The sequence below is a fragment of the Pseudomonas sp. H1_F01 genome, from assembly GCF_054681425.1.
Map to the genome: position 1 here is coordinate 1,324,618 of NZ_CP162823.1, position 24,650 is coordinate 1,349,267.

Annotated in this window: 26 protein-coding genes; 11 read left to right on the forward strand and 15 right to left on the reverse strand. The window is 60.9% G+C overall.

From position 1 onward, the window contains the following. Positions 1-14: 14 nt before the first annotated feature. From AB4O09_RS06120 to AB4O09_RS06130, 3 genes are read right to left on the reverse strand one after another with little or no spacing between them, the layout of a single operon-like run. Positions 15-923, reverse strand: a complete 909-nt coding sequence (locus tag AB4O09_RS06120) for an acyltransferase (RefSeq protein ID WP_003205471.1) — start codon at positions 921-923, stop codon at positions 15-17. Further along, the gene (gene pta / locus AB4O09_RS06125) at positions 924-3,023 is read right to left on the reverse strand and encodes a phosphate acetyltransferase (RefSeq protein ID WP_027911447.1); all 2,100 of its coding nucleotides are present in this window, start codon (positions 3,021-3,023) and stop codon (positions 924-926) included. Positions 3,024-3,077: 54 nt separating this feature from the next. Next, entirely contained in the window at positions 3,078-3,416 is a 339-nt protein-coding gene (locus AB4O09_RS06130) for a DUF3565 domain-containing protein (protein ID WP_460108016.1), read from the reverse strand. Between AB4O09_RS06130 and AB4O09_RS06135 the strand changes: the two genes are divergently transcribed. The 3 genes from AB4O09_RS06135 (at position 3,385) to AB4O09_RS06145 (ending at position 5,835) form a co-directional block, all read left to right on the forward strand. Continuing rightward, positions 3,385-3,870, forward strand: coding sequence for an FKBP-type peptidyl-prolyl cis-trans isomerase (locus AB4O09_RS06135; RefSeq protein ID WP_003205467.1), 486 nt, complete (start codon positions 3,385-3,387; stop codon positions 3,868-3,870). The genes AB4O09_RS06130 and AB4O09_RS06135 overlap by 32 nt on opposite strands. Positions 3,871-3,991: 121 nt before the next feature. Next, positions 3,992-4,474: a glutathione peroxidase gene (locus AB4O09_RS06140; protein WP_003205465.1), complete on the forward strand. Its 483-nt coding sequence runs from the start codon at positions 3,992-3,994 to the stop codon at positions 4,472-4,474. A 257-nt stretch (positions 4,475-4,731) separates the two neighbouring features. Next, the gene (locus AB4O09_RS06145; RefSeq protein WP_460052815.1) at positions 4,732-5,835 is read left to right on the forward strand and encodes an NADH:flavin oxidoreductase; all 1,104 of its coding nucleotides are present in this window, start codon (positions 4,732-4,734) and stop codon (positions 5,833-5,835) included. 118 nt (positions 5,836-5,953) lie between these two features. Here AB4O09_RS06145 and AB4O09_RS06150 read toward each other — a convergent pair whose 3' ends face one another. Continuing rightward, positions 5,954-7,153 carry a glycosyltransferase family 4 protein gene (locus AB4O09_RS06150; RefSeq protein WP_003205462.1) on the reverse strand — a complete coding sequence of 400 codons (1,200 nt, stop codon included), beginning with the start codon at positions 7,151-7,153 and terminating at the stop codon, positions 5,954-5,956. Positions 7,154-7,193: 40 nt separating this feature from the next. Continuing rightward, complete coding sequence (cysZ, locus tag AB4O09_RS06155; RefSeq protein WP_003205460.1) at positions 7,194-7,949, reverse strand: sulfate transporter CysZ; 756 nt, start codon at positions 7,947-7,949, stop codon at positions 7,194-7,196. Positions 7,950-8,260: 311 nt separating this feature from the next. On the opposite strand from cysZ, the gene trxB reads away from it, so the two are divergent. Then, positions 8,261-9,223, forward strand: coding sequence for a thioredoxin-disulfide reductase (gene trxB, locus AB4O09_RS06160; protein WP_003205459.1), 963 nt, complete (start codon positions 8,261-8,263; stop codon positions 9,221-9,223). A gap of 185 nt (positions 9,224-9,408) precedes the next feature. Here trxB and AB4O09_RS06165 read toward each other — a convergent pair whose 3' ends face one another. The 7 genes from AB4O09_RS06165 to AB4O09_RS06195 all read right to left on the reverse strand — a co-directional run bounded on the left by AB4O09_RS06165 (position 9,409) and on the right by AB4O09_RS06195 (position 14,101). Beyond that, the gene (locus AB4O09_RS06165) at positions 9,409-10,659 is read right to left on the reverse strand and encodes a 2-aminoadipate transaminase (RefSeq protein WP_460108018.1); all 1,251 of its coding nucleotides are present in this window, start codon (positions 10,657-10,659) and stop codon (positions 9,409-9,411) included. Between the two features lie 275 nt (positions 10,660-10,934). Continuing rightward, on the reverse strand, positions 10,935-11,273 hold the full coding sequence (locus AB4O09_RS06170) for a HopJ type III effector protein (protein ID WP_003205456.1): 339 nt from the start codon (positions 11,271-11,273) through the stop codon (positions 10,935-10,937). Then, positions 11,266-11,562, reverse strand: coding sequence for a DUF1244 domain-containing protein (locus AB4O09_RS06175; protein WP_003205454.1), 297 nt, complete (start codon positions 11,560-11,562; stop codon positions 11,266-11,268). Before AB4O09_RS06175 ends, AB4O09_RS06170 begins: the two co-directional genes overlap by 8 nt. 104 nt (positions 11,563-11,666) lie before the next feature. Then, the gene (gene folX / locus AB4O09_RS06180; RefSeq protein WP_003178065.1) at positions 11,667-12,038 is read right to left on the reverse strand and encodes a dihydroneopterin triphosphate 2'-epimerase; all 372 of its coding nucleotides are present in this window, start codon (positions 12,036-12,038) and stop codon (positions 11,667-11,669) included. Beyond that, a complete protein-coding gene (folE, locus tag AB4O09_RS06185) occupies positions 12,039-12,599 on the reverse strand; it encodes a GTP cyclohydrolase I FolE (protein WP_003205453.1) in 561 nt (186 codons plus the stop codon). Between the two features lie 20 nt (positions 12,600-12,619). Beyond that, positions 12,620-13,330 carry a dihydromonapterin reductase gene (gene folM / locus AB4O09_RS06190; RefSeq protein ID WP_003205452.1) on the reverse strand — a complete coding sequence of 237 codons (711 nt, stop codon included), beginning with the start codon at positions 13,328-13,330 and terminating at the stop codon, positions 12,620-12,622. A gap of 210 nt (positions 13,331-13,540) precedes the next feature. Continuing rightward, the gene (locus AB4O09_RS06195) at positions 13,541-14,101 is read right to left on the reverse strand and encodes an antibiotic biosynthesis monooxygenase (protein WP_003205450.1); all 561 of its coding nucleotides are present in this window, start codon (positions 14,099-14,101) and stop codon (positions 13,541-13,543) included. Positions 14,102-14,321: 220 nt separating this feature from the next. Here AB4O09_RS06195 and AB4O09_RS06200 point away from each other — a divergent pair, with 220 nt between their 5' ends. Then, positions 14,322-15,281 (forward strand): MerR family transcriptional regulator, encoded by a 960-nt coding sequence (locus tag AB4O09_RS06200; protein ID WP_003205448.1) that lies wholly within the window; start codon positions 14,322-14,324, stop codon positions 15,279-15,281. A 54-nt stretch (positions 15,282-15,335) separates the two neighbouring features. On the opposite strand, the gene AB4O09_RS06205 is transcribed toward AB4O09_RS06200, so the two are convergent. Beyond that, complete coding sequence (locus tag AB4O09_RS06205) at positions 15,336-15,941, reverse strand: hypothetical protein (RefSeq protein ID WP_003205447.1); 606 nt, start codon at positions 15,939-15,941, stop codon at positions 15,336-15,338. A gap of 54 nt (positions 15,942-15,995) precedes the next feature. Further along, on the reverse strand, positions 15,996-16,469 hold the full coding sequence (locus tag AB4O09_RS06210; RefSeq protein ID WP_003205446.1) for a PAS domain-containing protein: 474 nt from the start codon (positions 16,467-16,469) through the stop codon (positions 15,996-15,998). A 153-nt stretch (positions 16,470-16,622) separates the two neighbouring features. Between AB4O09_RS06210 and AB4O09_RS06215 the strand changes: the two genes are divergently transcribed. The 4 genes from AB4O09_RS06215 (at position 16,623) to AB4O09_RS06230 (ending at position 19,996) form a co-directional block, all read left to right on the forward strand. After that, on the forward strand, positions 16,623-17,078 hold the full coding sequence (locus AB4O09_RS06215) for a flavodoxin (RefSeq protein ID WP_003205444.1): 456 nt from the start codon (positions 16,623-16,625) through the stop codon (positions 17,076-17,078). Between the two features lie 133 nt (positions 17,079-17,211). Further along, positions 17,212-17,994, forward strand: a complete 783-nt coding sequence (locus tag AB4O09_RS06220) for a class II aldolase/adducin family protein (RefSeq protein ID WP_003205442.1) — start codon at positions 17,212-17,214, stop codon at positions 17,992-17,994. After that, entirely contained in the window at positions 17,994-18,896 is a 903-nt protein-coding gene (locus tag AB4O09_RS06225) for an alpha/beta fold hydrolase (protein ID WP_003205441.1), read from the forward strand. The genes AB4O09_RS06220 and AB4O09_RS06225 overlap by 1 nt, the downstream gene beginning before the upstream one ends. Before the next feature lie 188 nt (positions 18,897-19,084). Further along, positions 19,085-19,996, forward strand: coding sequence for an SDR family oxidoreductase (locus AB4O09_RS06230; protein WP_003205439.1), 912 nt, complete (start codon positions 19,085-19,087; stop codon positions 19,994-19,996). 44 nt (positions 19,997-20,040) lie between these two features. Here the strand turns inward: AB4O09_RS06230 and AB4O09_RS06235 are convergent, their stop codons facing one another. Then, positions 20,041-20,805: an N-acetylmuramoyl-L-alanine amidase gene (locus AB4O09_RS06235; RefSeq protein ID WP_003205438.1), complete on the reverse strand. Its 765-nt coding sequence runs from the start codon at positions 20,803-20,805 to the stop codon at positions 20,041-20,043. A gap of 656 nt (positions 20,806-21,461) precedes the next feature. On the opposite strand from AB4O09_RS06235, the gene AB4O09_RS06240 reads away from it, so the two are divergent. Both AB4O09_RS06240 and AB4O09_RS06245 read left to right on the forward strand, forming a co-directional pair. Continuing rightward, a complete protein-coding gene (locus AB4O09_RS06240; RefSeq protein WP_003205436.1) occupies positions 21,462-23,255 on the forward strand; it encodes a DUF1302 domain-containing protein in 1,794 nt (597 codons plus the stop codon). A gap of 22 nt (positions 23,256-23,277) precedes the next feature. Beyond that, positions 23,278-24,645 carry a DUF1329 domain-containing protein gene (locus AB4O09_RS06245; protein WP_460108023.1) on the forward strand — a complete coding sequence of 456 codons (1,368 nt, stop codon included), beginning with the start codon at positions 23,278-23,280 and terminating at the stop codon, positions 24,643-24,645. Positions 24,646-24,650 lie beyond the last annotated feature (5 nt).

Sequence of the window (24,650 nt, forward strand, 5' to 3'; positions counted from 1 at the left end):
CCAGTGCAGCCACCTCAAGACTTGGCGGGATACTCCCGATGCATCTGCGCAAGCAACGCATCCTTGTCCTGCCACAACTGGTTGATCCAGCCCTGGAACTCCAGGCGATACACGCCATCCTGATCGTAGTTCTTGCCGATGAACTGCGGTGGGATCTTCAGTTCCTGGAAATGCACCACCACCTCTCCAACGTTGCCGCAGAGCAAATCCCAATACCCCGGACGACCGCCTGGATAATGAATGGTCACGTTGATGATCGACTCCAGCTGTTCACCCATGGCATCCAGTACAAACGCGATGCCGCCGGCCTTGGGCTTGAGCAGGTAGCGAAACGGTGACTGCTGCTGGGCGTGCTTGCCGTCGGTGAAGCGCGTGCCTTCGACGAAATTGAAAATGCCCACGGGGTTGTCGCGAAACTTCGCGCAGGTCTTGCGGGTGGTTTCCAGGTCCTTGCCTTTCTTTTCCGGATGCTTTTCCAGGTAAGCCTTGGAGTAGCGCTTCATGAACGGGAACCCCAGCGCCCACCAGGCCAGGCCGATCACCGGCACCCAGATCAGTTCCTGCTTGAGAAAGAACTTCAACGGCCGGATGCGTCGGTTCAGCACGTACTGCAAAACCATGATGTCGACCCAGCTCTGGTGGTTGCTGGTGATCAGGTACGAATGCTGGTAGTCCAGGCCCTCCAGGCCGCTGAGGTGCCAGCGGGTACGACGCAGCAGGTTCATCCAGGCCTTGTTGTTGCTGATCCAGGCTTCGTGGATGTGGCCCATCAACCAGTCGGTGAAGCGCTGGGCAGCGGGGAAGGGCAGCAGCAATTTGAAAATCGCCACGATGAACAGCGGCGTGCAGCAGGCGATGGTGTTCAGCGCCAATAGCAGCGAGGCAATGACGCCGCGCAAGGGGGCAGGCAAGAAGTCCAGCATTTAAATGTCCAAAGGTCGGTTGGCGGCTTGGATCGCGGTCAGGGCGATGGTGTACACGATGTCGTCGACCTGGGCGCCGCGCGGCAAGTCATTCACCGGTTTGCGCAAGCCTTGCAGCATCGGCCCGAGGCTGACGCAATCGGCGCTGCGCTGCACGGCCTTGTGAGTGGTGTTGCCGGTGTTGAGGTCCGGGAAGATGAACACCGTCGCCCGGCCGGCCACCTGACTGTTGGGCGCCAATTGCCGTGCCACGGTTTCGTTGGCGGCGGCGTCGTATTGCAGCGGACCATCGATCAACAGACCGTGCTGGGCCTCGTGGGCCAGCAGGGTGGCTTCGCGAACTTTTTCCACTTCTTCGCCACTGGCCGACTCACCGCTGGAGTAGCTGAGCATCGCCACCCGCGGTGTGATGCCGAACGCGGCGGCCGAGTCGGCACTTTGCAGGGCGATTTCCGCCAGCTCCGCAGCGCTGGGGTGAGGGTTCATCACGCAGTCGCCGTAGACCAGCACTTCTTCGGGGAACAGCATGAAAAACACCGAGGACACCAGTGAGCATCCTGGCGCGGTCTTGATCAGTTGCAGGGCCGGACGGATGGTGTTGGCGGTGGAGTGGATGACGCCGGATACCAGCCCGTCCACTTCATCCAGGGCCAGCATCATGGTGCCGATGACCACGGTGTCTTCCAGTTGCTGCTCGGCCATCGGTGCGTTCAGGCTCTTGCTCTTGCGCAACCTCACCATCGGTTCGACGTAGCGTTCGCGAATCGAATCCGGGTCGAGAATCTCCAGGCCCGGCGGCAGTTCGATGCCTTGGGCGCGGGCCACCGCTTCGACGTCGGCCGGTTTTGCCAGCAACACGCAGCGGGCAATGCCCCGGGCCTGGCAAATGGCGGCGGCCTGGACGGTCAACGGTTCGCTGCCCTCGGGCAGCACGATGCGTTTGTTGGCGGCCTGGGCGCGCTGGATCAACTGATAGCGGAATACCGCTGGCGACAGGCGCATTTCCCGTGGCGTGCCGCAGCGCTGGTGCAGCCACTTGGCATCCAGGTGGCTGGCGACGAAATCGGTGATGATCTCCGCACGTTCGCGGTCATCGATGGGGATTTCCTTGTTCAAGCCGTTGAGCAGGTTGGCGGTGTCGTAGGAGCCGGTGCTCACCGACAGCACCGGCAACCCCGCCTGCAAGGCGCCGCGACACAAGTCCATGATGCGCGGGTCGGGCAGGGTGTCGCTGGTCAGCAGCAGGCCGGCCAGCGGCACGCCATTGAGCGCCGCCAGGCTCACGGCCAGGATGATGTCGTCGCGATCGCCGGGGGTCACCACCAGCACGCCGGGCTTGAGCAGTTCCACGGTGTTGCGCATGGTACGGGCGCAAATGATGATGTTGCTCATGCGCCGGGTTTCGTAGTCGCCGGCATTGAGCACCTGCGCGCCCATCAGGTCGGCCACGTCGCGGGTGCGCGGAGCGTTGAGCTCGGGGCGAAACGGGATGCAGCCGAGCAGGCGGAAATCGCCGCTGCGCAGCAAGGGCGAGTGCTCCTTGAGCCGTGCGGAAAACGCCTCCATGCTTTCGTCGGTGCGGACCTTGTTCAGGATCACTCCGAGAACTTTCGGGTCCTTCGGCCCGCCAAACAACTGTGCCTGCAATTCTACCCGGCCAGACAGTTCGGTCAGCACTTCGTTTTCCGGCGCCGACACCAGGATGACCTCGGCGTCCAGGCTCTTGGCCAGGTGCAGGTTGACCCGGGCGGCGTAGCTGGCGTTGCGGGTCGGGACCATGCCTTCGACGACCAGCACGTCCTTGCCGATGGCCGCCTGCTGATAAAGGGTAATGATTTCTTCCAGCAGCTCATCGAGCTGGCCGTCGCCGAGCATGCGCTCGACGTGCGCCAGGCCCAGGGGCTGCGGCGGCTTGAGGCCGTGGGTGCGGGCCACCAGCTCGGTGGAGCGTTCCGGCCCGGTGTCGCCGGGGTGAGGTTGGGCAATGGGTTTGAAAAAGCCGACTTTCAGTCCGGCCCGTTCAAGGGTACGCACCAGCCCGAGGCTGATGGAGGTCAGGCCCACACCAAAATCGGTGGGCGCGATAAAAAAAGTTTGCATGCGAATTCTCTAAGGGGGAATGGCGCGGCCTATGACTGGCCGTCTACCCACAATTCAGTCGTCAAGGTTATCGCTAACCGGGCCTTGAGCGCACCAGCCGCAATTAAAGGGCTGGCCTATTTTTTCAATACGTTGCCCGGGGTCCTGCACCCAGGCCCGGGACTGCCACGGTGGCTGGTGACGCAGATGCTGAGTATGGCCACAAGACAGCTCGGCCACCCAGTGCCCGTCCTCGTCCTGATGGAAACCGGTGACCGTCGGTCTGTTCGGGCAAGTCCGTTTGTCCGGGTTCCGTTCGCTTTCGGGCAAATCCTTGTTTAGACTTGTCTGTTCTTCATTCTTATGCAAAAGGTCTCGCCCCATGCTGATCGCCGCCAATAAGGCTGTCTCCATCGACTATACCCTGACCAACGACGCTGGTGAGGTCATCGACAGCTCTGCCGGCGGCGCTCCGCTGGTCTACCTGCATGGCGCAGGCAACATCATCCAGGGCTTGGAAAAAGCCCTGGAAGGCAAAACGGTCGGTGACGACCTGAACGTTACCGTCGAGCCGGAAGACGCCTATGGCGAATACTCCGCCGAACTGGTCAGCACCCTGAGCCGCAGCATGTTCGAAGGCGTCGATGAGCTGGAAGTGGGCATGCAGTTCCACGCTTCCGCCCCCGATGGCCAGATGCAGATCGTCACCATTCGCGACCTGGAAGGCGACGACGTCACCGTTGACGGCAACCACCCGCTGGCTGGCCAGCGCTTGAACTTCAAAGTCAAGATCGTCGACATCCGTGACGCCAGCCAGGAAGAAATCGCCCATGGTCACGTCCATGGCGAAGGCGGCCATCACCACTGATTTGTGCGCTACGCTCAAATGACCAGTGAACTGGAAAGGCGCCATACGGCGCCTTTTTAGTCGGTTGCTGTTAGCATCAACCACGGCTGTTTCGAAAAGATCCGCAAACCTGGAGTTCGTCATGAGTGCTTTCCACGACCTTAAACTCAAAGCCCTGGATGGTCAGGAGCTTGCTCTGGCGCCGTTCAAGGGGCAAGTCGTGCTGGTGGTCAACGTCGCCTCCAAATGTGGCCTGACGCCTCAATACGCGGCGCTGGAAAATCTCTATCAGCAATACAAGGCCAAGGGGTTCAGCGTGCTGGGCTTGCCCTGCAATCAGTTCGCCGGGCAGGAACCGGGAACCGAGCAGGAAATCCAGGACTTTTGCAGCCTCAACTACGGCGTGACGTTCCCGCTGTCCAGCAAGCTGGACGTGAACGGCCCCGGTCGTCATCAGCTCTATCGCCTGTTGGCGGGCGAGGGCGCCGAGTTTCCCGGAGACATTACCTGGAACTTCGAGAAGTTCCTGGTCGGCAAGGACGGTCGCGTGCTGGTACGTTTCTCACCGCGCACGGCGCCGGATGATCCTGCCGTGATCCAGGCGATCGAAAAAGCGCTGGCTTGATCCTCAAGAAATTGCAGATGTAGGAACTGCCGAAGGCTGCGATCTTTTGATCTTTTGATCTTTCGCTTGAGACTCAAGTGTTTGGGGAAAGATCGCAGCCTCGTTGCACTCGACAGCTCCTACACAGCTCCTACACAGCTCCTACTCGGCGCCCTTTTGATCCTTAATCACTCCAATCAATAGTGCTACCGAGCGCCTCGGACTCCACATATTATCGTCGTCATATCGACCTGCGACCTTGTCCCGTGGAGTGCCTCATGCCTGCAAAAGCCCTGTTCAAACCTTTCCACCTCGGCGCGCTCGAGTTGCCGACCCGGGTGGTGATGGCGCCAATGACCCGTTCGTTTTCGCCGGGCGGCGTTCCGAACGCCAAGGTCATCGAGTATTACCGTCGCCGCGCGGCGGCCGGGGTCGGCCTGATCATCACCGAGGGCACGACGGTGGGGCACAAGGCTTCCAACGGCTACCCGAACGTGCCGCATTTCTATGGCGACGCCGCGTTGGCCGGCTGGAAGAAAGTGGTTGATGCGGTACACGCCGAAGGCGGCAAGATCGTTCCACAGCTGTGGCATGTGGGCAGTGTGCGACGCATCGGCACCGAGCCGGACGCCAGCGTGCCGGGCTATGGCCCGACCGAAAAGCTCAAGGACGGCCAGGTGGTGGTCCACGGTATGACCCAGGCGGACATTGACGAGGTAATCGCCGCGTTCGCCCAGGCGGCAAAAGACGCTCAAGGCATCGGCATGGACGGGGTGGAAATCCACGGTGCCCACGGCTATCTGGTGGACCAGTTCTTCTGGGAAGGCAGCAACCAGCGCACCGACGGTTACGGCGGCAGCCTGGCCAACCGTTCGCGCTTTGCGATCGAATTGATCCGTGCCGTGCGCGCGGCGGTGGGCGAGGGTTTCCCGATCATTTTCCGCTTCTCCCAATGGAAACAGCAGGACTACACCGCGCGTCTGGTGCAGACCCCTGAAACCCTGGGCGAATTCCTCAAGCCATTGTCTGACGCCGGCGTGGATATTTTCCACTGCTCGACACGGCGCTTCTGGGAGCCGGAGTTTGAAGGCTCCGAGCTGAACCTGGCCGGCTGGACCCGCAAGCTCACCGGCAAGCCCACCATCACCGTTGGCAGCGTCGGCCTGGACGGCGAGTTCCTGCAGTTCATGGTCAACACCGACAAAGTCGCGCAACCGGCCAGCCTGGAAAAACTGATGGAGCGCCTGAACAACGACGAGTTCGACCTGGTGGCGGTGGGGCGTGCGCTGCTGGTGGATCCGGACTGGGCGCAGAAAGTGCGCGAAGGGCGGGAGCAGGATATCTTGCCGTTCAGTCGCGAGGCGTTGATGACCCTGGTTTAAGCGGCGCCTTGTTGGGCCTCATCGCGGGCAAGCCTTGCTCCCACATTGATCTTCAGCGAACACATTGTGCGTGAACGACTGACAACTCTGTGGGAGCAAGGCTTGCCCGCGATGCTTTTCAGCGCTGCGACACTGCCTGGGGCAGCGACGATTCGACCTGGCAAACCCCCCGCAACTGCGCCTCGAACTGCTCGATCACCGATGCCCAACCCTGGCGACTGGCATGCTGGCGCGCATTGAGCCGCACGCAACGCAAAGTCTCGCGCTCTTCCAGCAGCCAACGGGCGGCATCGCAGAACGCCTCCTCATCCCCCGGCATTGCCAGCACGCCGTTGTAGCCGTGGCGAATGTGTTGGGCCGCCGCAGCCTGATCGTAGGCCACCACGCCCAGCCCGGACGCCAGCGCCTCCAGCACCACATTGCCGAAGGTTTCGGTCAGGCTCGGAAAGACAAACACATCCCCGGACGCATAATGACTGGCCAGCGCCTCGCCGCGTTGCGAGCCACAAAAGATCGCTTCGGGCAGTTCCTGCTCCAGGGCGGAGCGCTGCGGGCCGTCGCCGATCACCACCAATTTCATCCGTCGCCCCGGGAAAGCGCTGCACAGCGTGGCGAAACTGCGCTTGAGCAGCCCGAGGTTTTTCTCCGGAGCCAGGCGTCCGACGTGGATCACGGCGATGTCATCGTCGCCCAGGCCCCACGCCTCACGCAGGCTCGTCGAGCGCTTGACCGGATGAAACAGTTGGCTGTCCACGCCGCGCGAGAGCAGCGCCACGCGCTCGAAATGGCGTCGCTCCAGTTCCAGGCGCTGGCTGAGGCTGGGCACCAGGGTCAGGCTGGAGCGGTTGTGAAACCAGCGCAGGTAATGGGTGAGCACGCGACTCAACAGCCCGAGGCCGTATTGCTGGGTGTATTGCTGGAAATTGGTGTGGAAGCCGCTGACCACCGAGATGCCCAAGCGTCGTGCCGCGCGCAGTGCCGACAAACCCAGCGGCCCTTCGGTGGCGATGTACAGCACGTCTGGACGATGGCGTTTCCAGCGCCTGAGCAGTTTGTGCATCGACGCCTGGCCCCACTGCAAACCTGGATAGCCCGGCAACGGCCAGCCCCGGCACAGTAGCAATTGCCCGTCACTGGCCTGGCGTTGGTCATCGACCTGGCGCGGCCGTATCAGCTCGACCTGATGCCCGCGGGCGCGCAGGCCGTCGTACAGGCGGCCCAGGGTATTGGCCACGCCATTGATTTCCGGCGGGAAGGTTTCGGTGATCAGGGTAATGTGCAGAGGTGTGGTCATGACCCCAGTGTCGACCGGGGCCATTTCGTCATTGTGACGACAAGATGATGGATTTGTGACCGGCTCAGCCCTGGCGGGCCAACGCGGTCTCGGCGCCTTGCTCACGGACCCAGAACAACGTCGCGCCGGCCACCGCTGCCGGCATCATCAGGATGTTGACCACCGGGATCAGCAGCACCAGGTACACGCTGGCGCCAAAGCCCAGGCTCTGCCAGCGTTTTTCCCGCAGCCAGGCGAGCATCTCGTTCCAGCCCAGCTTGTGGTTGTCCGCCGGGTAGTCGATGTACTGGATCGCCATCATCCACACGCCGAACAGCAGCCACAGCGGTGCCGCCACCAGATTGACCACGGGGATGAACGACAGCACGAACAAGCCCAGGGCGCGGGGCAGGAAATAGCCGAGCTTGCGCGCTTCCCGGCCGAGGGTTCGCGGGATCATGGCGATCAACTCGGCCCAACTGAAGGCCGGGAAGTCGTCGGTGCCACGGATGACCACTTCGACTTTTTCCGCAAGAAAGCCGTTGAACGGTGCGGCGATGACGTTGGCGAGCATGGTGAAGGTGAAAAACACCATCAGCACGACGAGCACCACGAACAGCGGCCAGAGCACATAGCTGAGGAAACTGAGCCAGTCCGGCAGCGACGGCATCAGCGTATCGACCCACAGGCTGAACTGATGGCCGGCCAGGTAAATCAATCCGACGAACAGCACCAGGTTGATCGCCAGGGGCAAGAGTACGAACAAGCGCAGGCCCGGGCTCAAGACCAGCTTGAGGCCCTCTCGCAAATATTGCGGGCCGGACAGGACGGGGGCGGGCATAGGTGGCTCCGAGCGAAGGTGAACGCGCCGACCTTACCGGCTTTGCCCCGCCCGGGAAAGCGGCGACATGGCGTGTAACAACGTTTCTTGAGGCGAAGGCACCTATTGAAGGGACCGCTGGGGATAGAGCTCACCTATGAGCTGGATTGTTAAACCGTATTTCCTTAATCTTCGCTCCCTCGATACGCTGCACCCATTCTTTTCCAGGACCGTCGAACCCAAGCCTTCCCCAAGTGCGTCAACGGTCCTTTTTTATTCACGCCGCTCACCCGGCGTTCCGGCCCGCAAGGTCCGGTCAACAGGAGCAGGTCATGTCTGAAGTGCGTCATTCGCGAGTGATTATTCTCGGTTCCGGCCCTGCCGGTTACAGCGCTGCGGTTTATGCGGCCCGTGCCAACCTCAAGCCACTGCTGATCACCGGCATGCAGGCCGGCGGTCAATTGACCACCACCACCGAAGTCGACAACTGGCCGGGCGATGTCCACGGCCTGACTGGCCCGGCCTTGATGGAACGCATGAAGGAGCACGCCGAGCGCTTCGAGACCGAGATCGTTTTCGACCACATCAATGCCGTGGACTTCGCCGCCAAGCCGTACACCCTGACCGGCGACAGCGCGACCTACACCTGCGATGCCCTGATCATCGCCACCGGTGCCAGCGCTCGTTACCTGGGCCTGCCGTCGGAAGAAGCCTTCATGGGCAAAGGTGTTTCCGCCTGCGCCACCTGCGACGGTTTCTTCTACCGCAACAAGCCTGTGGCAGTGGTCGGTGGCGGCAACACCGCGGTCGAGGAAGCATTGTACCTGGCCAACATCGCCAGCACGGTCACCCTGATCCACCGTCGCGAGACTTTCCGCGCCGAGAAGATCCTGATCGACAAGCTCAATGCCCGCGTCGCCGAAGGCAAGATCATCCTCAAGCTCAACGCGACCCTGGACGAAGTGCTGGGCGACAACATGGGCGTGACCGGTGCCCGCCTGAAGAACAACGACGGCAGCTTCGACGAGATCAAGGTTGACGGCGTGTTCATCGCCATCGGCCACACCCCGAACACCTCGCTGTTCGAAGGCCAGCTGGAACTCAAGGACGGCTACCTGGTGGTCAAGGGCGGCCGCGACGGCAACGCCACCGCCACCAGCGTCGAAGGTATCTTCGCGGCCGGCGACGTGGCCGACCACGTCTACCGCCAGGCGATCACCTCGGCCGGTGCCGGTTGCATGGCAGCCCTGGACACCGAGCGCTACCTGGATGGCTTGCAGAACGCTTCGTTCTGATTCGGCGGGTACAAAAAAACCGGCTTCGGCCGGTTTTTTCATGGGTGGATACCTGCTGCTGAACCCCTGTGGGAGCGAGCTTGCTCGCGATGGCGGTGTATCAGTCAACATCGATGTTGGCTGACCTGACGCTATCGCGAGCAAGCTCGCTCCCACAGGGTTCTGTGCGGTCAGGAGGACCGTGTTCAGGCCAGCTTCGCCAAGCACGCCTCCAGGATATCCAGGCCCTCCTCCAACACGGCCGCCTCGGTCGTCAACGGCGCCAGCAGCCGGATGATGTGCCGCGATTTACCACTGGGCATCAGCAGCAACCCCGATTCCCGCGCCAGGGCCAGCAGTTGTGTCAGTTGTGCGGAAGCCGGGGTGCCGTCGGCGTGGGTCAGCTCGATGCCGCGCATCGTGCCGACGCCGGTCAGGCGGCCGAGGTAGGGTGTCAGCCCACGGCTGCGCCAGGATTGGTAGCGGCTGACGATCGCCTCCTCCTGTTGCGAGCCCCAGGTGTGCAGGTTGGCGTCGGTCATTTCATCCAGGGTCGCCAGGGCGGCGGCGCAGGCGATGGGGTTGCCCGAGTAGGTGCCGCCCAGGCCACCCTTGGGCAAGTTGTCCAGCAGCGCCTTGCGTCCCACCACCGCGCCCAAGGGCACGCCGCCGGCAATGCTTTTACCGAGCAGGATCAGGTCCGGTTCGATGCCCAATCGCGAGAAGGCAAAGCGCTGGCCGGTGCGGCCGAAGCCCGATTGGATTTCATCGGCGATCAGCACAATGCCCTTATCGTCGCAGAACTGCCGCAGGGTTTGGGCGAAGGGCACGTCCATCGCCAGGAAGCCGGCTTCGCCCTGCACCGGCTCGACAATGAAACAGGCCACGTCATTCACGTCGATCTCGACGCTGAACAGCCGCTCCATGGCCTTCAAGGCTTCTTCGCCGGTGACGCCGTTGTCCTTGCTGGGGTACGGCAGGTGGTACACCGGCCCGGGCAGAACGCCGACTTTCTGCTTGTAAGGCGCGACCTTGCCGTTGAGGTTGAGGGTCGCCAGGGTGCGGCCGTGAAAGGCGCCATCAAACGCAATCACGGCGGTACGGCCCGTGGCGCCGCGTACGATCTTCAAGGCGTTCTCCGCCGCTTCGGCGCCGCTGTTGGTGAGCATGCCGCTGACCGGATAATCCACCGGGATAAACGCCGTCAGGCGTTCCATCAATTCAATGTACGGCGCATGGGGCGCGGCGTTGAATGCGTAATGGGTCAGCCGGGTGGCCTGTTCACGGATCGCCTCGACGATGCGCGGATGGCAATGGCCGAGGTTCAATACACCGATGCCGCCGACGAAATCGATGTAGCGTTTGCCGTTGGTATCCCAGACCTCGGCATTCTTGCCGTGGCTGAGGCTGACGGGATGCACGATGGAGATCGATTGGCTGATGGTTTCGCTGCTCATGGATGACGGCTCGGACGGTGGAGAAATTTCCATTATCTAAGCCGCGAGCAGAGGGGCCCGGCAAACGAAATAAAGTTGCCGGGTCAATCTTAAAAGTCGGGATGTGGAGCGGGAGGATTTATTTGCGGGAGGAAGACCTGTGGGAGCATGGCTTGCCCGCGATGAACGATAACGCGGTTCAGCTGCTGTTAAACCTCGGCGCGCCCATCGCGGGCAAGCCATGCTCCCACAGATGAATGCCCTCGCCACAGAAGAGGGCTGCAAGAATCTGTGGATCAGCGCCGCTGCAGCGGCTGTGCCTCGAACGTCACACCGGCCAGCCCATGGGCCATCAGCGCGCGGATATTGCCGTGATCGCTGCCTTCGGGCGTGGCCAGCACCGAACGGTAATGTTCGCCGAACGCCAGGAGCGCTTCTTCATCGCTCAAGCCTTCGAGCAGCGCCAGGCCCAGGGTCTTGCACGAACCTTCGTTCTGCCCGGCGGCGTTGTGCACGCCACCGTTGTCGAAGGCCTGGGGCTGGTAGTCGTAACCGGCGGCGATAAAGGCCAGGGTGTCGGCGAAGGCATGTTCGCCGCTCTTGAGGCGGGCACGCAGGGTATTGAGATCAGGCATCGGGTTTTCCTTTGGCGAACGCCGCCTGTTGTTCGGCGCTGGCTTCTTTCTGGTATTGGGCTTTCCACTCGGCGTACGGCATTCCGTAGACCACTTCGCGGGCGTCGTCGAGGCTGACCTCGACCTGGCGTTCATCGGCGGCGGCCTTGTACCACTTGGACAGGCAGTTGCGGCAGAAGCCGGCGAGGTTCATCAGGTCGATGTTCTGCACATCCTTGCGGCTGTCCAGGTGGGCAACCAGCCGACGGAAAGCGGCGGCTTCGAGTTCGAGGCGTTGTTGGTCGTTCATGGTGTTCCCTGACGGGCAGCTGCAAGCGCTGGGCTTCAAGCTGCAAGATGGATTGCGGTGGCCTCAAGCTTACCGCTTCAAGCTCGCCGCTGAAAACGTGCCGCTCAGCGGCTTGCCGCAAGGGTAATCGACACCGACTCGGCAAATCGCAAGGCGTGGGGTTTGTCGACTTCGACTTCGGCATACAGCACCGATTCGTTGGCCATGACCAGGTCGAGCAATTCCTGGGTGAGGCGTTCGAGCAGGGCGAAACGGTTGCCTTCCACGTGGGCGATGATCGCCTTGGTGATGGTGCGGTAGTTCAGCGCGTGGTCGATGTCGTTGTCGCGCACCGCCTCTTGGGCGGCATAGAGGATGGTCAGGTTGATCAACACATCCTGCTTGTTGAGGATTTCATCCTCGTTGATGCCAATGAAGGTACGCAGACGCAGGTCCTTGACCTTGATGCGTGCCATGGCTGGCTGAAGTTGTGGCATTTAATTGCTCCGTCGAATCAATTGCAGGAACTCCTGGCGCGTGGTGCTGGAATCGCGAAAGGCGCCGAGCATCACCGAGGTGTTCATGGTCGAGTTCTGTTTTTCGACACCGCGCATCATCATGCACATGTGCTGGGCCTCGATCACCACCGCCACGCCGGCGGCCTGGGTGACCTGCTGCACCGCGTCGGCGATTTGCCGGGTCAGGTTCTCCTGGATTTGCAGGCGGCGGGCGAACATGTCCACCAGCCGGGCGATTTTCGACAGCCCCAGGACCTTGCCCGTAGGAATATAAGCCACATGGGCCTTGCCGATGAAGGGCAACAGGTGATGTTCGCAGAGTGAATAGAGTTCGATGTCGGCGACGATCACCATTTCATCGCTGTCAGAGGCGAACAGCGCGCCGTTGACGATCTGCTCGACGCTTTGTTCATACCCATGGCAGAGGTACTGCATGGCCTTGGCGGCACGGACCGGGGTATCGAGCAGACCTTCGCGCTCGGGGTTTTCCCCCAGGCCTATAAGGATCTCGCGGTAGTTCTGGGGCAGGGATAGCGTCATGGTGCATCCTCGAAACAAGGCTATTTGACGTGCCGCCCGCCGTTGACGGTCAGGGTCGTGCCGGTGACATAAGGGTTGTCCAGCAGATAACGCAGGCTCTGGTAGATCACTTCGCTGCCGGGTTCGATGCCCAGCGCGGACTTGGCCAGGGCCTTGGCGCGGTAAGCCGCGTCGTCTTCGGGGTTGAACAGTAGCAGGGCCGGGGCGATGCCGTTGACCTTGATCGCCGGGGCGAACTTCGCCGCGAACGACAGGGTCAGGCTTTCCAGGCCGGCCTTGGTGGCGCAATAGGCGATATGCCGGGCGCTGCCCTTGCGGGTCACGTCATCGCTGATGTGCACGATATCCGCTGGGGCTGAACGCTGCAGCAGCTCGGCGCAGTGCAGGTTGATCAGGTAAGGCGCAAGCATGTGCACGCCGAACATGGCGTTGAAGGCCGCCGTTTCGCTGCCCGGGTCTTCGGCCAGCCAGGCCGAGGCATTGTGCACAATGGCCCGCAGCCGGTCGGTGTGCTGCTTGAGTTGTTCGATAAAGGTCAGGATCCCCGCTTCGCTGGAGAAGTCGGCAAACAGCACGACCGCGCCCAGGTCCCGCAACGTTTGCACACCGGGGCGTTCGGTTCGGTAGGTCGCGATCACCGGTTGCCCGTCTTCCAGCAATCGCCGGGCGCAATGCAGGCCGACGCGCTGGGCTGCGCCAGTGATCAGGATCGGAGCGGTGGCGCTGGACATAGGACGGCTCGGTTCACGGCAAGAGCAAAACTATAACAGCGACGCGGGGCGCCTCCTATGTCCAAAGGTGAATCCAGAGTTCCCCTGTGGGAGCGAGCTTGCTCGCGATAGCGGACTGACGGCCAACACCTGGTGTGGATATACCGGCCTCATCGCGAGCAAGCTCGCTCCCACAGGTTTTTTGTCGCCCATGAGTCTGGGCTGGCGGCTTCAATGATTCTGCGTAGTCGGCAACGTCCGCTGCGGTGCACTGTTGAGCCAGTTCGCCAGCAGATGGGTCGACATCGGGATAAACAGGTAGACCATCAGCGGTGTCAGCATGAGCGTGCTGATGAGTACGCGGCTCAACAGGCCCAGTTCGCCCAGCAGCGGCCCCAACAGGAAATTGAACAACAGCGAGACGGGAAAGAACGCCAGCCAGATGGCCACGGCCTGTTTCCAGCGTGGAGGACGCTGGCCGACCGCACCGAACCAGCCATCGATGCCACGCACCCGGTGTTCGGAGGGATGGGCGAACAGATCGCTGCCCCGTCCCAGCCAGGCCGTGCGCGAGGCCGAGTGTTCCCAGGCGTGCAGCGTCTGCTCGTCGGCAAAACGGAAGATGATCTGGAATTCATCGTCCTCGGGCGGTGGGGCGAGCACGCCGGAACCCAGGTAGCCGGGAAAGTCGGTTGCCAGTTGTTCGCCTTCGCGCAACCAGGCGATCAGGTCCTGATAGCGTCCATTGGCGACGCGGCGGGCAACCATCAAGGTGACGGGTGAGGTAGACATCATGTATCTCCGTAAGACAGGCGCGGCACTCCGGGTAGGAGGTTCGCGAGGGACGCCCCGGGGTGGTGGGTAGCGTCTGGTCGCCAAAAAACAGGCAAGGATTATTCCCGATTGCGCATAAAACAACAAAACCGCACATCGAGTACGTTTATCCTTGTCATGACATGTCCTGGGAGGGGTAAACTAGGATCCAATTTGCCAGTCGGAATTGCCTGCCAAAATGAGTGTGATCACAGAGGATGGCTTCGTTTTCCAGGCATCAGGTGCCTTGAAGCGGGAAGACCTGTTTCCCATTCGCGAAGTCGCGCGCATGACCGGCGTGAACCCCGTGACCCTGCGCGCCTGGGAGCGGCGCTACGGTTTGATCCAACCTACCCGCACCGAAAGCGGGCATCGCCTGTACTCGTTGGGCGATATTGAAAAAGTGCGCAGCATCCTGGCTTGGATAGAGCGCGGGGTGGCCGTCAGCAAAGTGGGAAAGATCCTGGCGAAGACCGAGTCGGTGCAACCGGTCTCCACGCTGATCTCCTCCGATCTGGTCAGGGCCGATCATGCCCGCTGGCAACAACAGGTGGCGGACGCGGTTAGCAACTTTGACGATGTGGAGCTGGATCGCGTCTACGGGCAGGTCTTTTCCACCTATACCGTGCCAATCGTCTTCCAGGACATCCTGATGCCGCTTTGGCGACAGCTATTGCAACGCCAGCAGACGTTCGGGCAAGCCAGCGAATGGGTGTTTCTTGATGGTTTCCTGCGTTCGCGCATCATCCAGCGGCTCTTGCTCAAGCGCGAAGGTGCGTCGCCGCGTGTTCTGGTCTGCGCGATTGCCGATCATTGCCATGAACTGGAGTTGCTGGTTACAGGGCTGTTCCTGTCCAAGGCGGAAGTCGGCGTCAGGCTGTTGTCGATCGGCCTGCCGTTCGAGGAACTGACCCTGGTGTGCCAGAAGATCCAGCCGGTGGCATTGGTGCTGGTTTCCAATCATGCGCCAGCGGCCGATCTACCTAAACGCTTGGGGAAGTTGGCAATGAGCCTGGATTGCCCGTTGATGCTGGCCGGTGAAGCATCCGATCTGGCACAGGAGAGCCTTGTCGGGTCCTCGATCGGTTGTCTGGGGAGTGAGGGGACAGTGATGCGCCAGCGCCTGCGTCAATTCATTGCGGGCAATCTGGATACCTGAATGGAGTGTCCTGTATCACATTGTCAAAAAGAAACGTATTTGCGAAACAGGACACTAGAGATGCATGGTTGGATGGGTCAGGCGATGTTGCTGCAGGATGTACTGGCGCAGGCGCTCCGTCTCGTCCTGGTCATTCTGGTTCAGGTGGTAGGCAAACAGACCGCGATCGGTTTCCCGTTCGAAGCTGCCTCGCAACGAAATTCTCTCGTAGCCTGATGGGCTGAACCACAAGGCAAACTGCTTCGGCGGTTTGGTCCGACTGCGGTTCTCTACCAATACGCCTTTGCAGGAGACTTCGTGGACCCACAGCGGTCCCGGCTGACCCTTGATATTTTCCAGCGCCACCGGCTCTTCGAGCGCCAGGCGCCATGGGCGTATCTTCGGTCCGTCTTCGTAGATGCTCGGCACACCCAGGCGCAGGTGCATCGCATGGAATTCGTCTTCCACCAGATGCAGCGGAAAGGTCATTTGCTGGTTTTCGAAACTGGCTTGCAGCGTAACCTGCTCATTTGCCGCCAGACGTGTCAGCAAGTCACGGATCTGCGACCCACCGTTTACCAGCAAGCTCGACGTGACATCCCGCTCGTTCAGCTGCGGGTTGTGTTGCATGGTCCGGATGAAATCCAGTTCATCCTGCGTCAGGAGGGCATCGCGCTGCATGATCTGCTCGAAATGATAATTTACGTGTTCACTGGTGATTGTAGTGACTGACCATTAATTCGTGGGTTTGTTTGAACCGTTCGTCGCTTCGAGTCGGGCAATGGTCTCCCGTGCGTCGGCCAGCTCCTTTTCCAGTTGGGCGACGCGTTGTTGAGCCTTGACCTGGGTCGTGACGTCTTTTTGCACACCCACGAAATAGGTATGCCCGTCAGCCTGGTTTTTTACCGTGGACAGTGACAACTCATTCCAGAACGGCGTGCCGTCCTTGCGGTAATTGCGCAGCACCTCACGACAGGCACCACCCTCTTTCAAGGCTTTGCGAATGAGCTCCAGCGAAGGCTGGTCCCGATCACCCGATTGCAGGAATCGGCAATCCTGATAAAGGATTTCGTCGCGGTGATAACCGGTCAATCGTTCGAAGGCCGGGTTCACGTAGATCAGGATATTGTCTTCACCTTCTTTTTCGGCGATGACAATCCCGTCGTTCGAAGCATTGATGACCAGTTGCATCAGTTGAGCGTTGATCATGGGGAGAACCCTTTGAACATCCTTGTAGGATCAGCATTCTAAAAGAAATCGATAGGCTGTCCACTGGCCATTGGGGCCGTTGAGAGCCATTCGCAGCCGGACAGGTGCAACTGTTACTATTCCGGCTCTTTTTTCAGGTTCAGGATCAGATTGATGAAAGTCGCCATTCTTTCCGGCTCGGTGTATGGCACCGCCGAAGAAGTCGCCCGGCACGCCGCCAAACTGCTTCGCGAGGCAGGTTTCGAAGCCTGGCACGACCCGCGTGCGACCCTGGCGGATGTGCAGGCATTCGCACCAGAGGCCGTGCTGGCAGTGACTTCCACCACCGGTATGGGGGAGTTGCCGGACAATCTGATGCCGTTGTATTCGGTCATCCGCGACCAGTTGCCCGGATTCTTTCGCGGTTTGCCTGGCGCGGTGATCGGCCTGGGCGACGCCAGCTATGGGGATACCTTCTGCGCCGGTGGCGAGCAGATGTGCGAGCTGTTCGTCGAATTGGGCGTACGCGAGGTGCTGCCGATGCTGCGTCTGGATGCCAGCGAAAGCGTCACGCCGGAAACCGACGCCGAGCCATGGCTCGCTGAGTTGATCGATACGTTGCGCCCTTGAAGCGGATGCGCTGACTCGTTCGGCCAGTAAGCTGGCTGCCAACGCAACTACCGCCTCTGAAAGAGCTGACTAGACTGATTTTCTTGCGTACGACGTTTCGATCGAGACATATAAGAAACCAGAGGTCAGAGCCGTGAGCGTAGCGCCCATCCAAACGACACTCAGCATCAAGGATCAGGTCAGTGCGGCCGAATGGCAAACCCGGGTGGACCTTGCCGCCTGTTATCGGCTTGTCGCGCTGCATGGTTGGGATGACCTGATCTTCACCCATATTTCCGCAAAGGTTCCCGGTACCGAGGATTTCCTGATCAACCCGTTCGGGATGATGTTCCATGAAATCACCGCCTCGAGCCTGGTCAAGGTCGATCAGGCCGGCAACAAGTTGATGGACAGCCCCTACGAGATCAACCCGGCCGGCTACACCATCCACAGCGCGGTGCATGAGGTGCGCCATGATGTGGCCTGTGTGTTGCACACCCACACGGCAGCCGGGGTGGCGGTATCGGCCCAGAAGCAGGGGATGCTGCCGATCAGCCAGCAATCGCTGTTCGTGCTGTCGAGCCTGGCCTATCACGCCTACGAAGGGGTGGCCTTGAATCACGAAGAAAAGGCTCGCCTGCAGGCGGACCTGGGCGAGAGCAACTTCCTGATGCTGCACAACCATGGCTTGCTGACCTGCGGCGGGACCATCGCCGATACTTTCCTGATGATGTTCACCTTTCAACGGGCCTGTGACATCCAGGTCCTGGCGCAGAGCGGCGGGGCCGAGCTGATTGCCATCGAACCGCAGATCCTGGCTGGCGCCCGGGCGATGATCGCCGGGGTGACCAAAAGCGCCCAGGGCATGGGCGGCGCGTTGGCCTGGCCGGCGTTATTGCGCAAGCTCGATCAACAAGATGCCGGGTATAGAAGTTGATGGCCCTGGCCCAGATTCCCCTGCGTATCTGGCGCCAGCGCAGCCAGATCTTCATGTTCCGTGGTCATGCCATCCGTTACTGGGTGGCCGGGCAGGGCGAGCCGCTGCTGCTGATCCACGGTTTTCCCACCGCCAGTTGGGATTGGCATTACCTATGGCAACCGTTGGCGCAACGCTACCGGGTGATCGCGTGTGACATGCTCGGTTTCGGCGACTCCGCCAAACCGACGGATCACGTCTACAGCCTGCTGGAGCAAGCCGATCTGCAACAGGCCTTGCTGGCGCACCTGAATGTGAGGGGCGCGCTGCATGTGCTGGCCCACGATTACGGTGACAGCGTGGCCCAGGAGCTGCTGGCGCGGCACTACGAAGCGCGCATCCGCCTCGCCAGTTGTGTCTTTCTCAATGGCGGCCTGTTCCCGGAAACCCATCGTCCGGTCTGGGCCCAGAAACTCTTGCTCAGCCCCCTGGGCTGGCTGCTGGGGCGGGCGTTCTCCCGGGAAAGCCTGGTCAGTAGCTTTCGGCGTATTTTCGGTCCCAGGACCGGCCCCACTGAAAGCGAACTGGATGATTTCTGGAGCCTGATAGAAGCCCATCGTGGCCCGCGGATCATGCACAAGCTCATCGCCTATATTCCCGAACGCCGCGTGCAGCGTGATCGTTGGGTGCAGGCGATGCGGCGCGGCGACGTGCCGTTGCGGGTGATTGACGGCGCGGTCGACCCGATTTCCGGTGAACACATGGTGGCGCGCTACGAGGCACTGATCCCGAACCCGGACACGGTGTTGTTGCCCGACATCGGTCATTACCCACACACCGAGGCGCCGGTGCAGGTACTCCAGCATTACCTGGCGTTTCGCGAAGCCATCGTCGCGCCGCGCAGACAAATGGCCTGTTCATGACGACACCCTGTGGGAGCGAGCTTGCTCGCGATAGCGGCGCCGGAAATCGAATGTGCCGCCGTGGCCTGGGCCTGCATCATCCCCTCACCTTATCGGCCACCATTCACTTGCAACCGTGTTGATTGTGACCGGCCAACTTGTGCCGGACACTCGTGCCCATTGTCCTGTCCGCCTGCTGGAGTTCTGCCATGAGTGAGTCTGTGCGCTTCGAAGATAAAGTCGTGATCGTCACGGGAGCCGGCGGGGGCCTGGGCCGCGCCCATGCGCTGCTGTTCGCCAGACAAGGCGCGAAAGTGCTGGTCAACGACCTTGGCGGCTCGGCTCAAGGGGAAGGGGCCAACGCCTCGGCAGCAGACCGGGTGGTCGCCGAAATCCGCAAGGCGGGTGGCATCGCCGAGGCCAACCACGACTCGGTGACCGATGGCGACAAACTGGTACAAAATGCCCTGGACGCGTTCGGTCGCGTCGATGTGGTGGTCAACAACGCCGGGATCCTGCGGGACAAAACGTTCCACAAAATGGACGACGCCGATTGGGACCTGGTCTACCGCGTCCACGTCGAGGGTGCCTACAAGGTGACCCGCGCCGCGTGGCCGCACCTGCGTGAGCAAAACTACGGGCGGGTGATCTTCACCGCTTCCACCTCCGGCATCTACGGCAACTTTGGCCAATCCAACTACGGCATGGCCAAGCTCGGCCTTTATGGCCTGACGCGGACCCTGGCCATCGAAGGCCGCAAGAACAACATCCTGGTCAATGCCATCGCCCCCACCGGCGGCACGCGCATGACCGAAGGCCTGATCCCGCCGCAGGTATTCGAACAACTCAAGCCCGAACTCGTCAGCCCGCTGGTGGTGTACCTGGCCAGTGAGACCTGCCAGGAAACCTCCGGCCTGTTCGAAGTGGGCGGCGGCTGGATGGGCAAGGTGCGCTGGGAGCGCAGCCTGGGGGCGGGCTTCGATCCGCGCAAAGGTTTTTCACCCGAAGACGTCGCCGCCCATTGGCAGCAGATCTGCGACTTCGAAAATGCCGTACACCCGAACGACAACCTGGAAGCGCTGAAGGAAATGATGGCGAATCTGCAACGCCACGCCATTTAGGTTTCATTGCCCGGGCCGGTTGCCGTCAGCCGCGACAACCGTGCTCATGGGCAATACTTTTTCACCAAGGCCGCCAGGTTCGCGGCGGTCTCAATATCCATCACCCCGTCATATCTGGCCGGACGGAAGTGCAACTGGAAGGCGCGCACCAGGCGCTGGAAACCTGTGTCCGTCGTGGCGGCCGACGTGTCATAGCCATACTTCTTGAACAGTCCAAGTTGTTGTTCACGAGTCGGCAATCCGTTGCCTTGATACACCTCCCTGTACGCCTTCTGCGTGGGCTCATCAAACCAGGCGCCGATGCCTTTGGCGTACAACGCCTGCCAGGGAAACATCGGGCCCGGGTCGCTTTTCCTGCCAGCGGCAATGTCCGAATGCCCCACCACATTGACGGGGCTGATGTCGGGATAACGCTTGAGGATGTCCAGCGCCACGACTTCGATCGCCTCGATCTGCCGGGATTGATACGGCGGGAAGCTGAACTGCCCTTGGTTATCGGTGGCGCGATTGACGATTTCAATGCCAATCGAAGTGTCATTCAGATTGGTTCGGCCACCCCAACTGCTCACTCCTGCGTGCCAGGCGCGCTGGTTTTCGTCCACCAGGTTGAAAATCTGTTGGTCGTTGAAACCCGCGTTCAAATAGCTTGGGTCGGTGATGTCCGGAATCAAGTAGTGGGCACTGACGGAGGCGCCGGTCAGCGCGTTGACGGAGGATGAGAAGTTAGCTGCGGTGTAATGGAAAACCAGGAAACGAATTCGGCTGTTGTAGCCTTTTTTTGATCGATAGCTGTTGTAGTTGATTGGCATCGTGGAAACTTCACTAAGTTAAAATCGAAGCAGAATGCTGCGACTGACTTTCAGCCTACCAGTGGATTTTTCATGGGCTTGTAGTGAGTTTCCTGCTTTGTTGTAGGAGCAGGCATTTGGATGTCTAGGAATTGATTGTTCATAGAAGTAAGAAGGTAGAAGCGATTCTTGGATAACTAAACAACCGCCTGAAAAACTCATCCGGGGAAAATAAACCACATAAAAAAGGCCGCTGCAAAAAGCAGCGGCCTAAGCGTGACGTTGCAAAGGAGCTACAAACCAACGTCGGTAAACACGGGATGATGGACCGAGACGCCAATCCATCCGAAGACGGTGTGCCAGGCATGAGGGATGCCATGAGGCTGTGCTTGCAGGCCCGTTACCCTGAAAGCCCGGCCAGCATAGGCATCGAGCCTTGCGGGAAACAGCCCGGATCCGGACATGCACCGTTGCAGGGCGCGTAACAGTCGAATACTGGGCATGAGTATGCGCGGCGCTGATGACCCATCATCCAGTCCATCCATGCACGGCGCAAAGGCCCGTCCCGCATGGGCTGTAATCCTTTTTAGGTACAGCGCGAATACCTCCTTGGTGCGCTTATCGCCCATGGCGCGCGGCAGTAGGGTGAAGCCTCTGTCACTCACCGGGGAAGACGCATGACAACAATAACAATGCGCGCCATCTTCAAGCCGCAGGCGCTGGCCGTCGCGGTGGCCTTGGGTTGCTGTGCCCAGGCGCAGGCCGTTTCATTCAACATTGGCGAGATCGAGGGTCAGTTCGATTCGTCGTTGTCCGTGGGCGCAAGCTGGGGCATGCGCGATGCCGACAAGGACCTGGTTGGCACGGTCAACGGCGGTCGCGGCCAATCCTCCACCGGTGATGATGGGCGGCTGAATTTCAAGAAAGGCGAGACCTTTTCCAAAATCTTCAAAGGCCTGCACGACCTCGAACTCAAGTACGGCGATACCGGCGTGTTCGTGCGCGGCAAGTACTGGTATGACTTCGAGCTAAAGGACGAGAACCGCGAGTTCAAGGACATCAGCGACAGCAATCGCAAGGAAGGCGCCAAGTCCTCAGGGGCGCAGATTCTCGATGCTTTTGTCTATCACAACTATTCCATCGCCGATTTGCCGGGCACCGTGCGCGCCGGCAAGCAGGTGGTCAGTTGGGGGGAAAGTACCTTCATCGGCAACTCGATCAACAGCATCAACCCGGTGGATGTGTCCGCGTTCCGTCGTCCCGGTGCGGAGATCAAGGAAGGCCTGATCCCGGTGAACATGCTGTTCGCCTCCCAGGGCCTGACCGACAAGCTCACCGTCGAAGGTTTCTACCAGTTGGAGTGGGACCAGACGGTTGTGGATAACTGCGGCACCTTCTTCGGCAATGACGTGGTTGCCGATGGTTGCACCAGTGGCTACACCGTGGGCAGCCCGGCGATTGCGCCGTTCGTGCCATTGACCGAGGCATTCGGCCAGGGCATCCAGGTGTCCAGCGAAGGCGTGGTCATTCCCCGTAGTGGCGACCGCGATGCCCGTGACTCCGGCCAGTGGGGTACCGCGTTGCGCTGGCTCGGCGATGATACCGAGTACGGCCTCTACTTCATGAATTACCACAGCCGCACGCCTACTGTTGGCACCATCACCGCAGGTTCCTCTACGCTGGCAGCCTTGCCGGGAATGATCTCGATTGCCAACGTTCTGGCCCCAGGCAGCGGCAGCGGCCTGGCGCAAAGCGTCATGCTGGGACGCGGTCAGTATTACCTTGAATACCCCGAAGACATCCGCCTGTACGGCGCCAGTTTCTCCACCACGCTGCCCACCGGCACCGCCTGGACCGGGGAAATCAGCTACCGCCCCAACGCACCGGTGCAGGTCAATACCAACGACCTGACCCTGGCCCTGGTCAACCCGATTGCCGGTGGCGCGGCGTCGCCCATCGCGACCACGCCGGGTGCGGACAACACCGGCTACCGGCGCAAGGAAATCACTCAGGTCCAGAGCACCCTGACGCATTTTGTCGATCAGGTACTGGGTGCCGATCGCCTGACCCTGGTCGGCGAGGCGGCGGTGGTGCATGTCGGGGGCCTGGAGTCCAAGGACAAGCTGCGTTACGGCCGAGATTCGGTCTATGGCCAATATGGCTTCCGAGGTGACACCGATGGTTTTGTCACTTCGACTTCCTGGGGCTATCGCGCCCGGGCGATTCTCGATTACTCCAACGTGATCGGTGGTGTGAACTTCAAGCCCAATGTGTCCTGGTCCCATGACGTGGCCGGTTATGGCCCTAACGGTTTATTCAACGAAGGCGCCAAGGCTATCAGCGTCGGTGTCGATGCCGACTACCGCAACACCTACACCGCCAGCCTGAGCTACACCGACTTTTTTGGCGGCGATTACAACGTTCTCGAAGACCGCGACTTCCTCGCGTTGAGCTTCGGCGTGAACTTCTGATCTGGCTGACAAGGAAAACCCAATGCGCAAGATGATCCTGCAATGCGGTGCCCTGGCCCTGAGCCTGCTGGCCGCGAACGTGATGGCGGCGGTCTCGCCGGATGAAGCGAATAAACTGGGTACCAGCCTTACGCCGTTGGGCGCGGAAAAAGCCGGCAATGCCGATGGCTCGATTCCGGCCTGGACCGGCGGTATCCCGAAAAACGCCGGTGCCGTGGACAGCAAGGGTTTTTTGGCCGATCCGTTCGCCAATGAAAAACCGCTGTTCACCATCACCGCCGCGACCGTGGACAAGTACAAGGACAAGCTGTCCGAAGGCCAGGTCGCGATGTTCAAGCGCTACCCGGAAACCTACAAGATCCCGGTCTATCCGACCCACCGCAGCGTGGGCCTGCCGCCGGAAATCTACGAGTCGGCCAAGCGCAGCGCCCTCAACGTGAACGCCATCAACGACGGCAATGGCCTGGCCAATTTCACTGGCAACCGCTACTACGCCTTCCCGCTTCCCAAGAGCGGCGTGGAAGTGCTCTGGAACCACGTCACCCGTTACCACGGCGGCAACTTGCGGCGCATCATCACCCAGGCTACGCCGCAGACCAATGGCAGCTTCACGCCGATCCGCTTTGAAGAAGAAATTGCCGTGCCGTTCCTGATCAAGGATGCCGACCCGGAGAAGGCCAGCAACGTATTGACCTATTTCAAGCAGGAGGTGACTGCGCCGGCGCGCCTGGCCGGCAACGTACTGTTGGTGCATGAGACCCTCGACCAAGTGAAGGAACCGCGCCTGGCCTGGATCTACAACGCCGGCCAGCGCCGGGTGCGTCGTGCCCCGCAAGTGGCTTACGACGGCCCGGGCACCGCCGCCGACGGGTTGCGCACCTCCGACAACTTCGACCTGTTTTCCGGTGCGCCGGACCGCTACGACTGGAAGCTGGTCGGCAAAAAGGAAATGTACATCCCGTACAACAGCTACAAGCTCGATTCGCCAAGCCTCAAGTACGACGATGTGATCAAGGCCGGCCACATCAACCAGGACCTGACTCGCTATGAATTGCACCGGGTCTGGGAAGTGGTCGGCATGGTCAAGCCTAGCGAGCGGCACATCTATGCCAAGCGCCACATGTACTTCGACGAGGACAGCTGGCAGGCGGCGCTGGTGGATCACTACGACGGTCGCGGCCAACTGTGGCGGGTGGCCGAAGGTCATGCCCAGTTCTACTATGACCATCAGAACCCGGGCTACACCCTCGAGGCGCTCTACGACATCATCGCCGGCCGCTACATCGCCCTGGGCATGAAGAACGAAGAGAAGCACAGCTACGAGTACGGCTTCGAGGCCAGGGCCGCCGACTACACGCCGGCAGCGCTGCGTTCGACCGGGGTTCGGTAAGGTCT

What these genes read in the sequence shown, in the direction of transcription:
- AB4O09_RS06140 (WP_003205465.1), top strand. Translation starts at nt 3,992, where the DNA reads ATGAGTGCTTTCCACGACCTTAAACTCAAAGCCCTGGATGGTCAGGAG.
- AB4O09_RS06225 (WP_003205441.1), top strand. Translation starts at nt 17,994, where the DNA reads ATGGCCCTGGCCCAGATTCCCCTGCGTATCTGGCGCCAGCGCAGCCAG.
- AB4O09_RS06135 (WP_003205467.1), top strand. Translation starts at nt 3,385, where the DNA reads ATGCTGATCGCCGCCAATAAGGCTGTCTCCATCGACTATACCCTGACC.
- AB4O09_RS06120 (WP_003205471.1), bottom strand. Translation starts at nt 923, where the DNA reads ATGCTGGACTTCTTGCCTGCCCCCTTGCGCGGCGTCATTGCCTCGCTG.
- trxB (WP_003205459.1), top strand. Translation starts at nt 8,261, where the DNA reads ATGTCTGAAGTGCGTCATTCGCGAGTGATTATTCTCGGTTCCGGCCCT.
- pta (WP_027911447.1), bottom strand. Translation starts at nt 3,023, where the DNA reads ATGCAAACTTTTTTTATCGCGCCCACCGATTTTGGTGTGGGCCTGACC.
- AB4O09_RS06170 (WP_003205456.1), bottom strand. Translation starts at nt 11,273, where the DNA reads ATGCCTGATCTCAATACCCTGCGTGCCCGCCTCAAGAGCGGCGAACAT.
- AB4O09_RS06235 (WP_003205438.1), bottom strand. Translation starts at nt 20,805, where the DNA reads ATGCCAATCAACTACAACAGCTATCGATCAAAAAAAGGCTACAACAGC.
- AB4O09_RS06130 (WP_460108016.1), bottom strand. Translation starts at nt 3,416, where the DNA reads ATGGAGACAGCCTTATTGGCGGCGATCAGCATGGGGCGAGACCTTTTG.
- AB4O09_RS06165 (WP_460108018.1), bottom strand. Translation starts at nt 10,659, where the DNA reads ATGAGCAGCGAAACCATCAGCCAATCGATCTCCATCGTGCATCCCGTC.
- cysZ (WP_003205460.1), bottom strand. Translation starts at nt 7,949, where the DNA reads ATGCCCGCCCCCGTCCTGTCCGGCCCGCAATATTTGCGAGAGGGCCTC.
- AB4O09_RS06240 (WP_003205436.1), top strand. Translation starts at nt 21,462, where the DNA reads ATGACAACAATAACAATGCGCGCCATCTTCAAGCCGCAGGCGCTGGCC.
- AB4O09_RS06245 (WP_460108023.1), top strand. Translation starts at nt 23,278, where the DNA reads ATGCGCAAGATGATCCTGCAATGCGGTGCCCTGGCCCTGAGCCTGCTG.
- AB4O09_RS06230 (WP_003205439.1), top strand. Translation starts at nt 19,085, where the DNA reads ATGAGTGAGTCTGTGCGCTTCGAAGATAAAGTCGTGATCGTCACGGGA.
- AB4O09_RS06210 (WP_003205446.1), bottom strand. Translation starts at nt 16,469, where the DNA reads ATGATCAACGCTCAACTGATGCAACTGGTCATCAATGCTTCGAACGAC.
- AB4O09_RS06215 (WP_003205444.1), top strand. Translation starts at nt 16,623, where the DNA reads ATGAAAGTCGCCATTCTTTCCGGCTCGGTGTATGGCACCGCCGAAGAA.
- AB4O09_RS06200 (WP_003205448.1), top strand. Translation starts at nt 14,322, where the DNA reads ATGAGTGTGATCACAGAGGATGGCTTCGTTTTCCAGGCATCAGGTGCC.
- AB4O09_RS06150 (WP_003205462.1), bottom strand. Translation starts at nt 7,153, where the DNA reads ATGGCCCCGGTCGACACTGGGGTCATGACCACACCTCTGCACATTACC.
- AB4O09_RS06175 (WP_003205454.1), bottom strand. Translation starts at nt 11,562, where the DNA reads ATGAACGACCAACAACGCCTCGAACTCGAAGCCGCCGCTTTCCGTCGG.
- AB4O09_RS06205 (WP_003205447.1), bottom strand. Translation starts at nt 15,941, where the DNA reads ATGCAGCGCGATGCCCTCCTGACGCAGGATGAACTGGATTTCATCCGG.
- folM (WP_003205452.1), bottom strand. Translation starts at nt 13,330, where the DNA reads ATGTCCAGCGCCACCGCTCCGATCCTGATCACTGGCGCAGCCCAGCGC.
- AB4O09_RS06145 (WP_460052815.1), top strand. Translation starts at nt 4,732, where the DNA reads ATGCCTGCAAAAGCCCTGTTCAAACCTTTCCACCTCGGCGCGCTCGAG.
- folE (WP_003205453.1), bottom strand. Translation starts at nt 12,599, where the DNA reads ATGACGCTATCCCTGCCCCAGAACTACCGCGAGATCCTTATAGGCCTG.
- AB4O09_RS06195 (WP_003205450.1), bottom strand. Translation starts at nt 14,101, where the DNA reads ATGTCTACCTCACCCGTCACCTTGATGGTTGCCCGCCGCGTCGCCAAT.
- folX (WP_003178065.1), bottom strand. Translation starts at nt 12,038, where the DNA reads ATGCCACAACTTCAGCCAGCCATGGCACGCATCAAGGTCAAGGACCTG.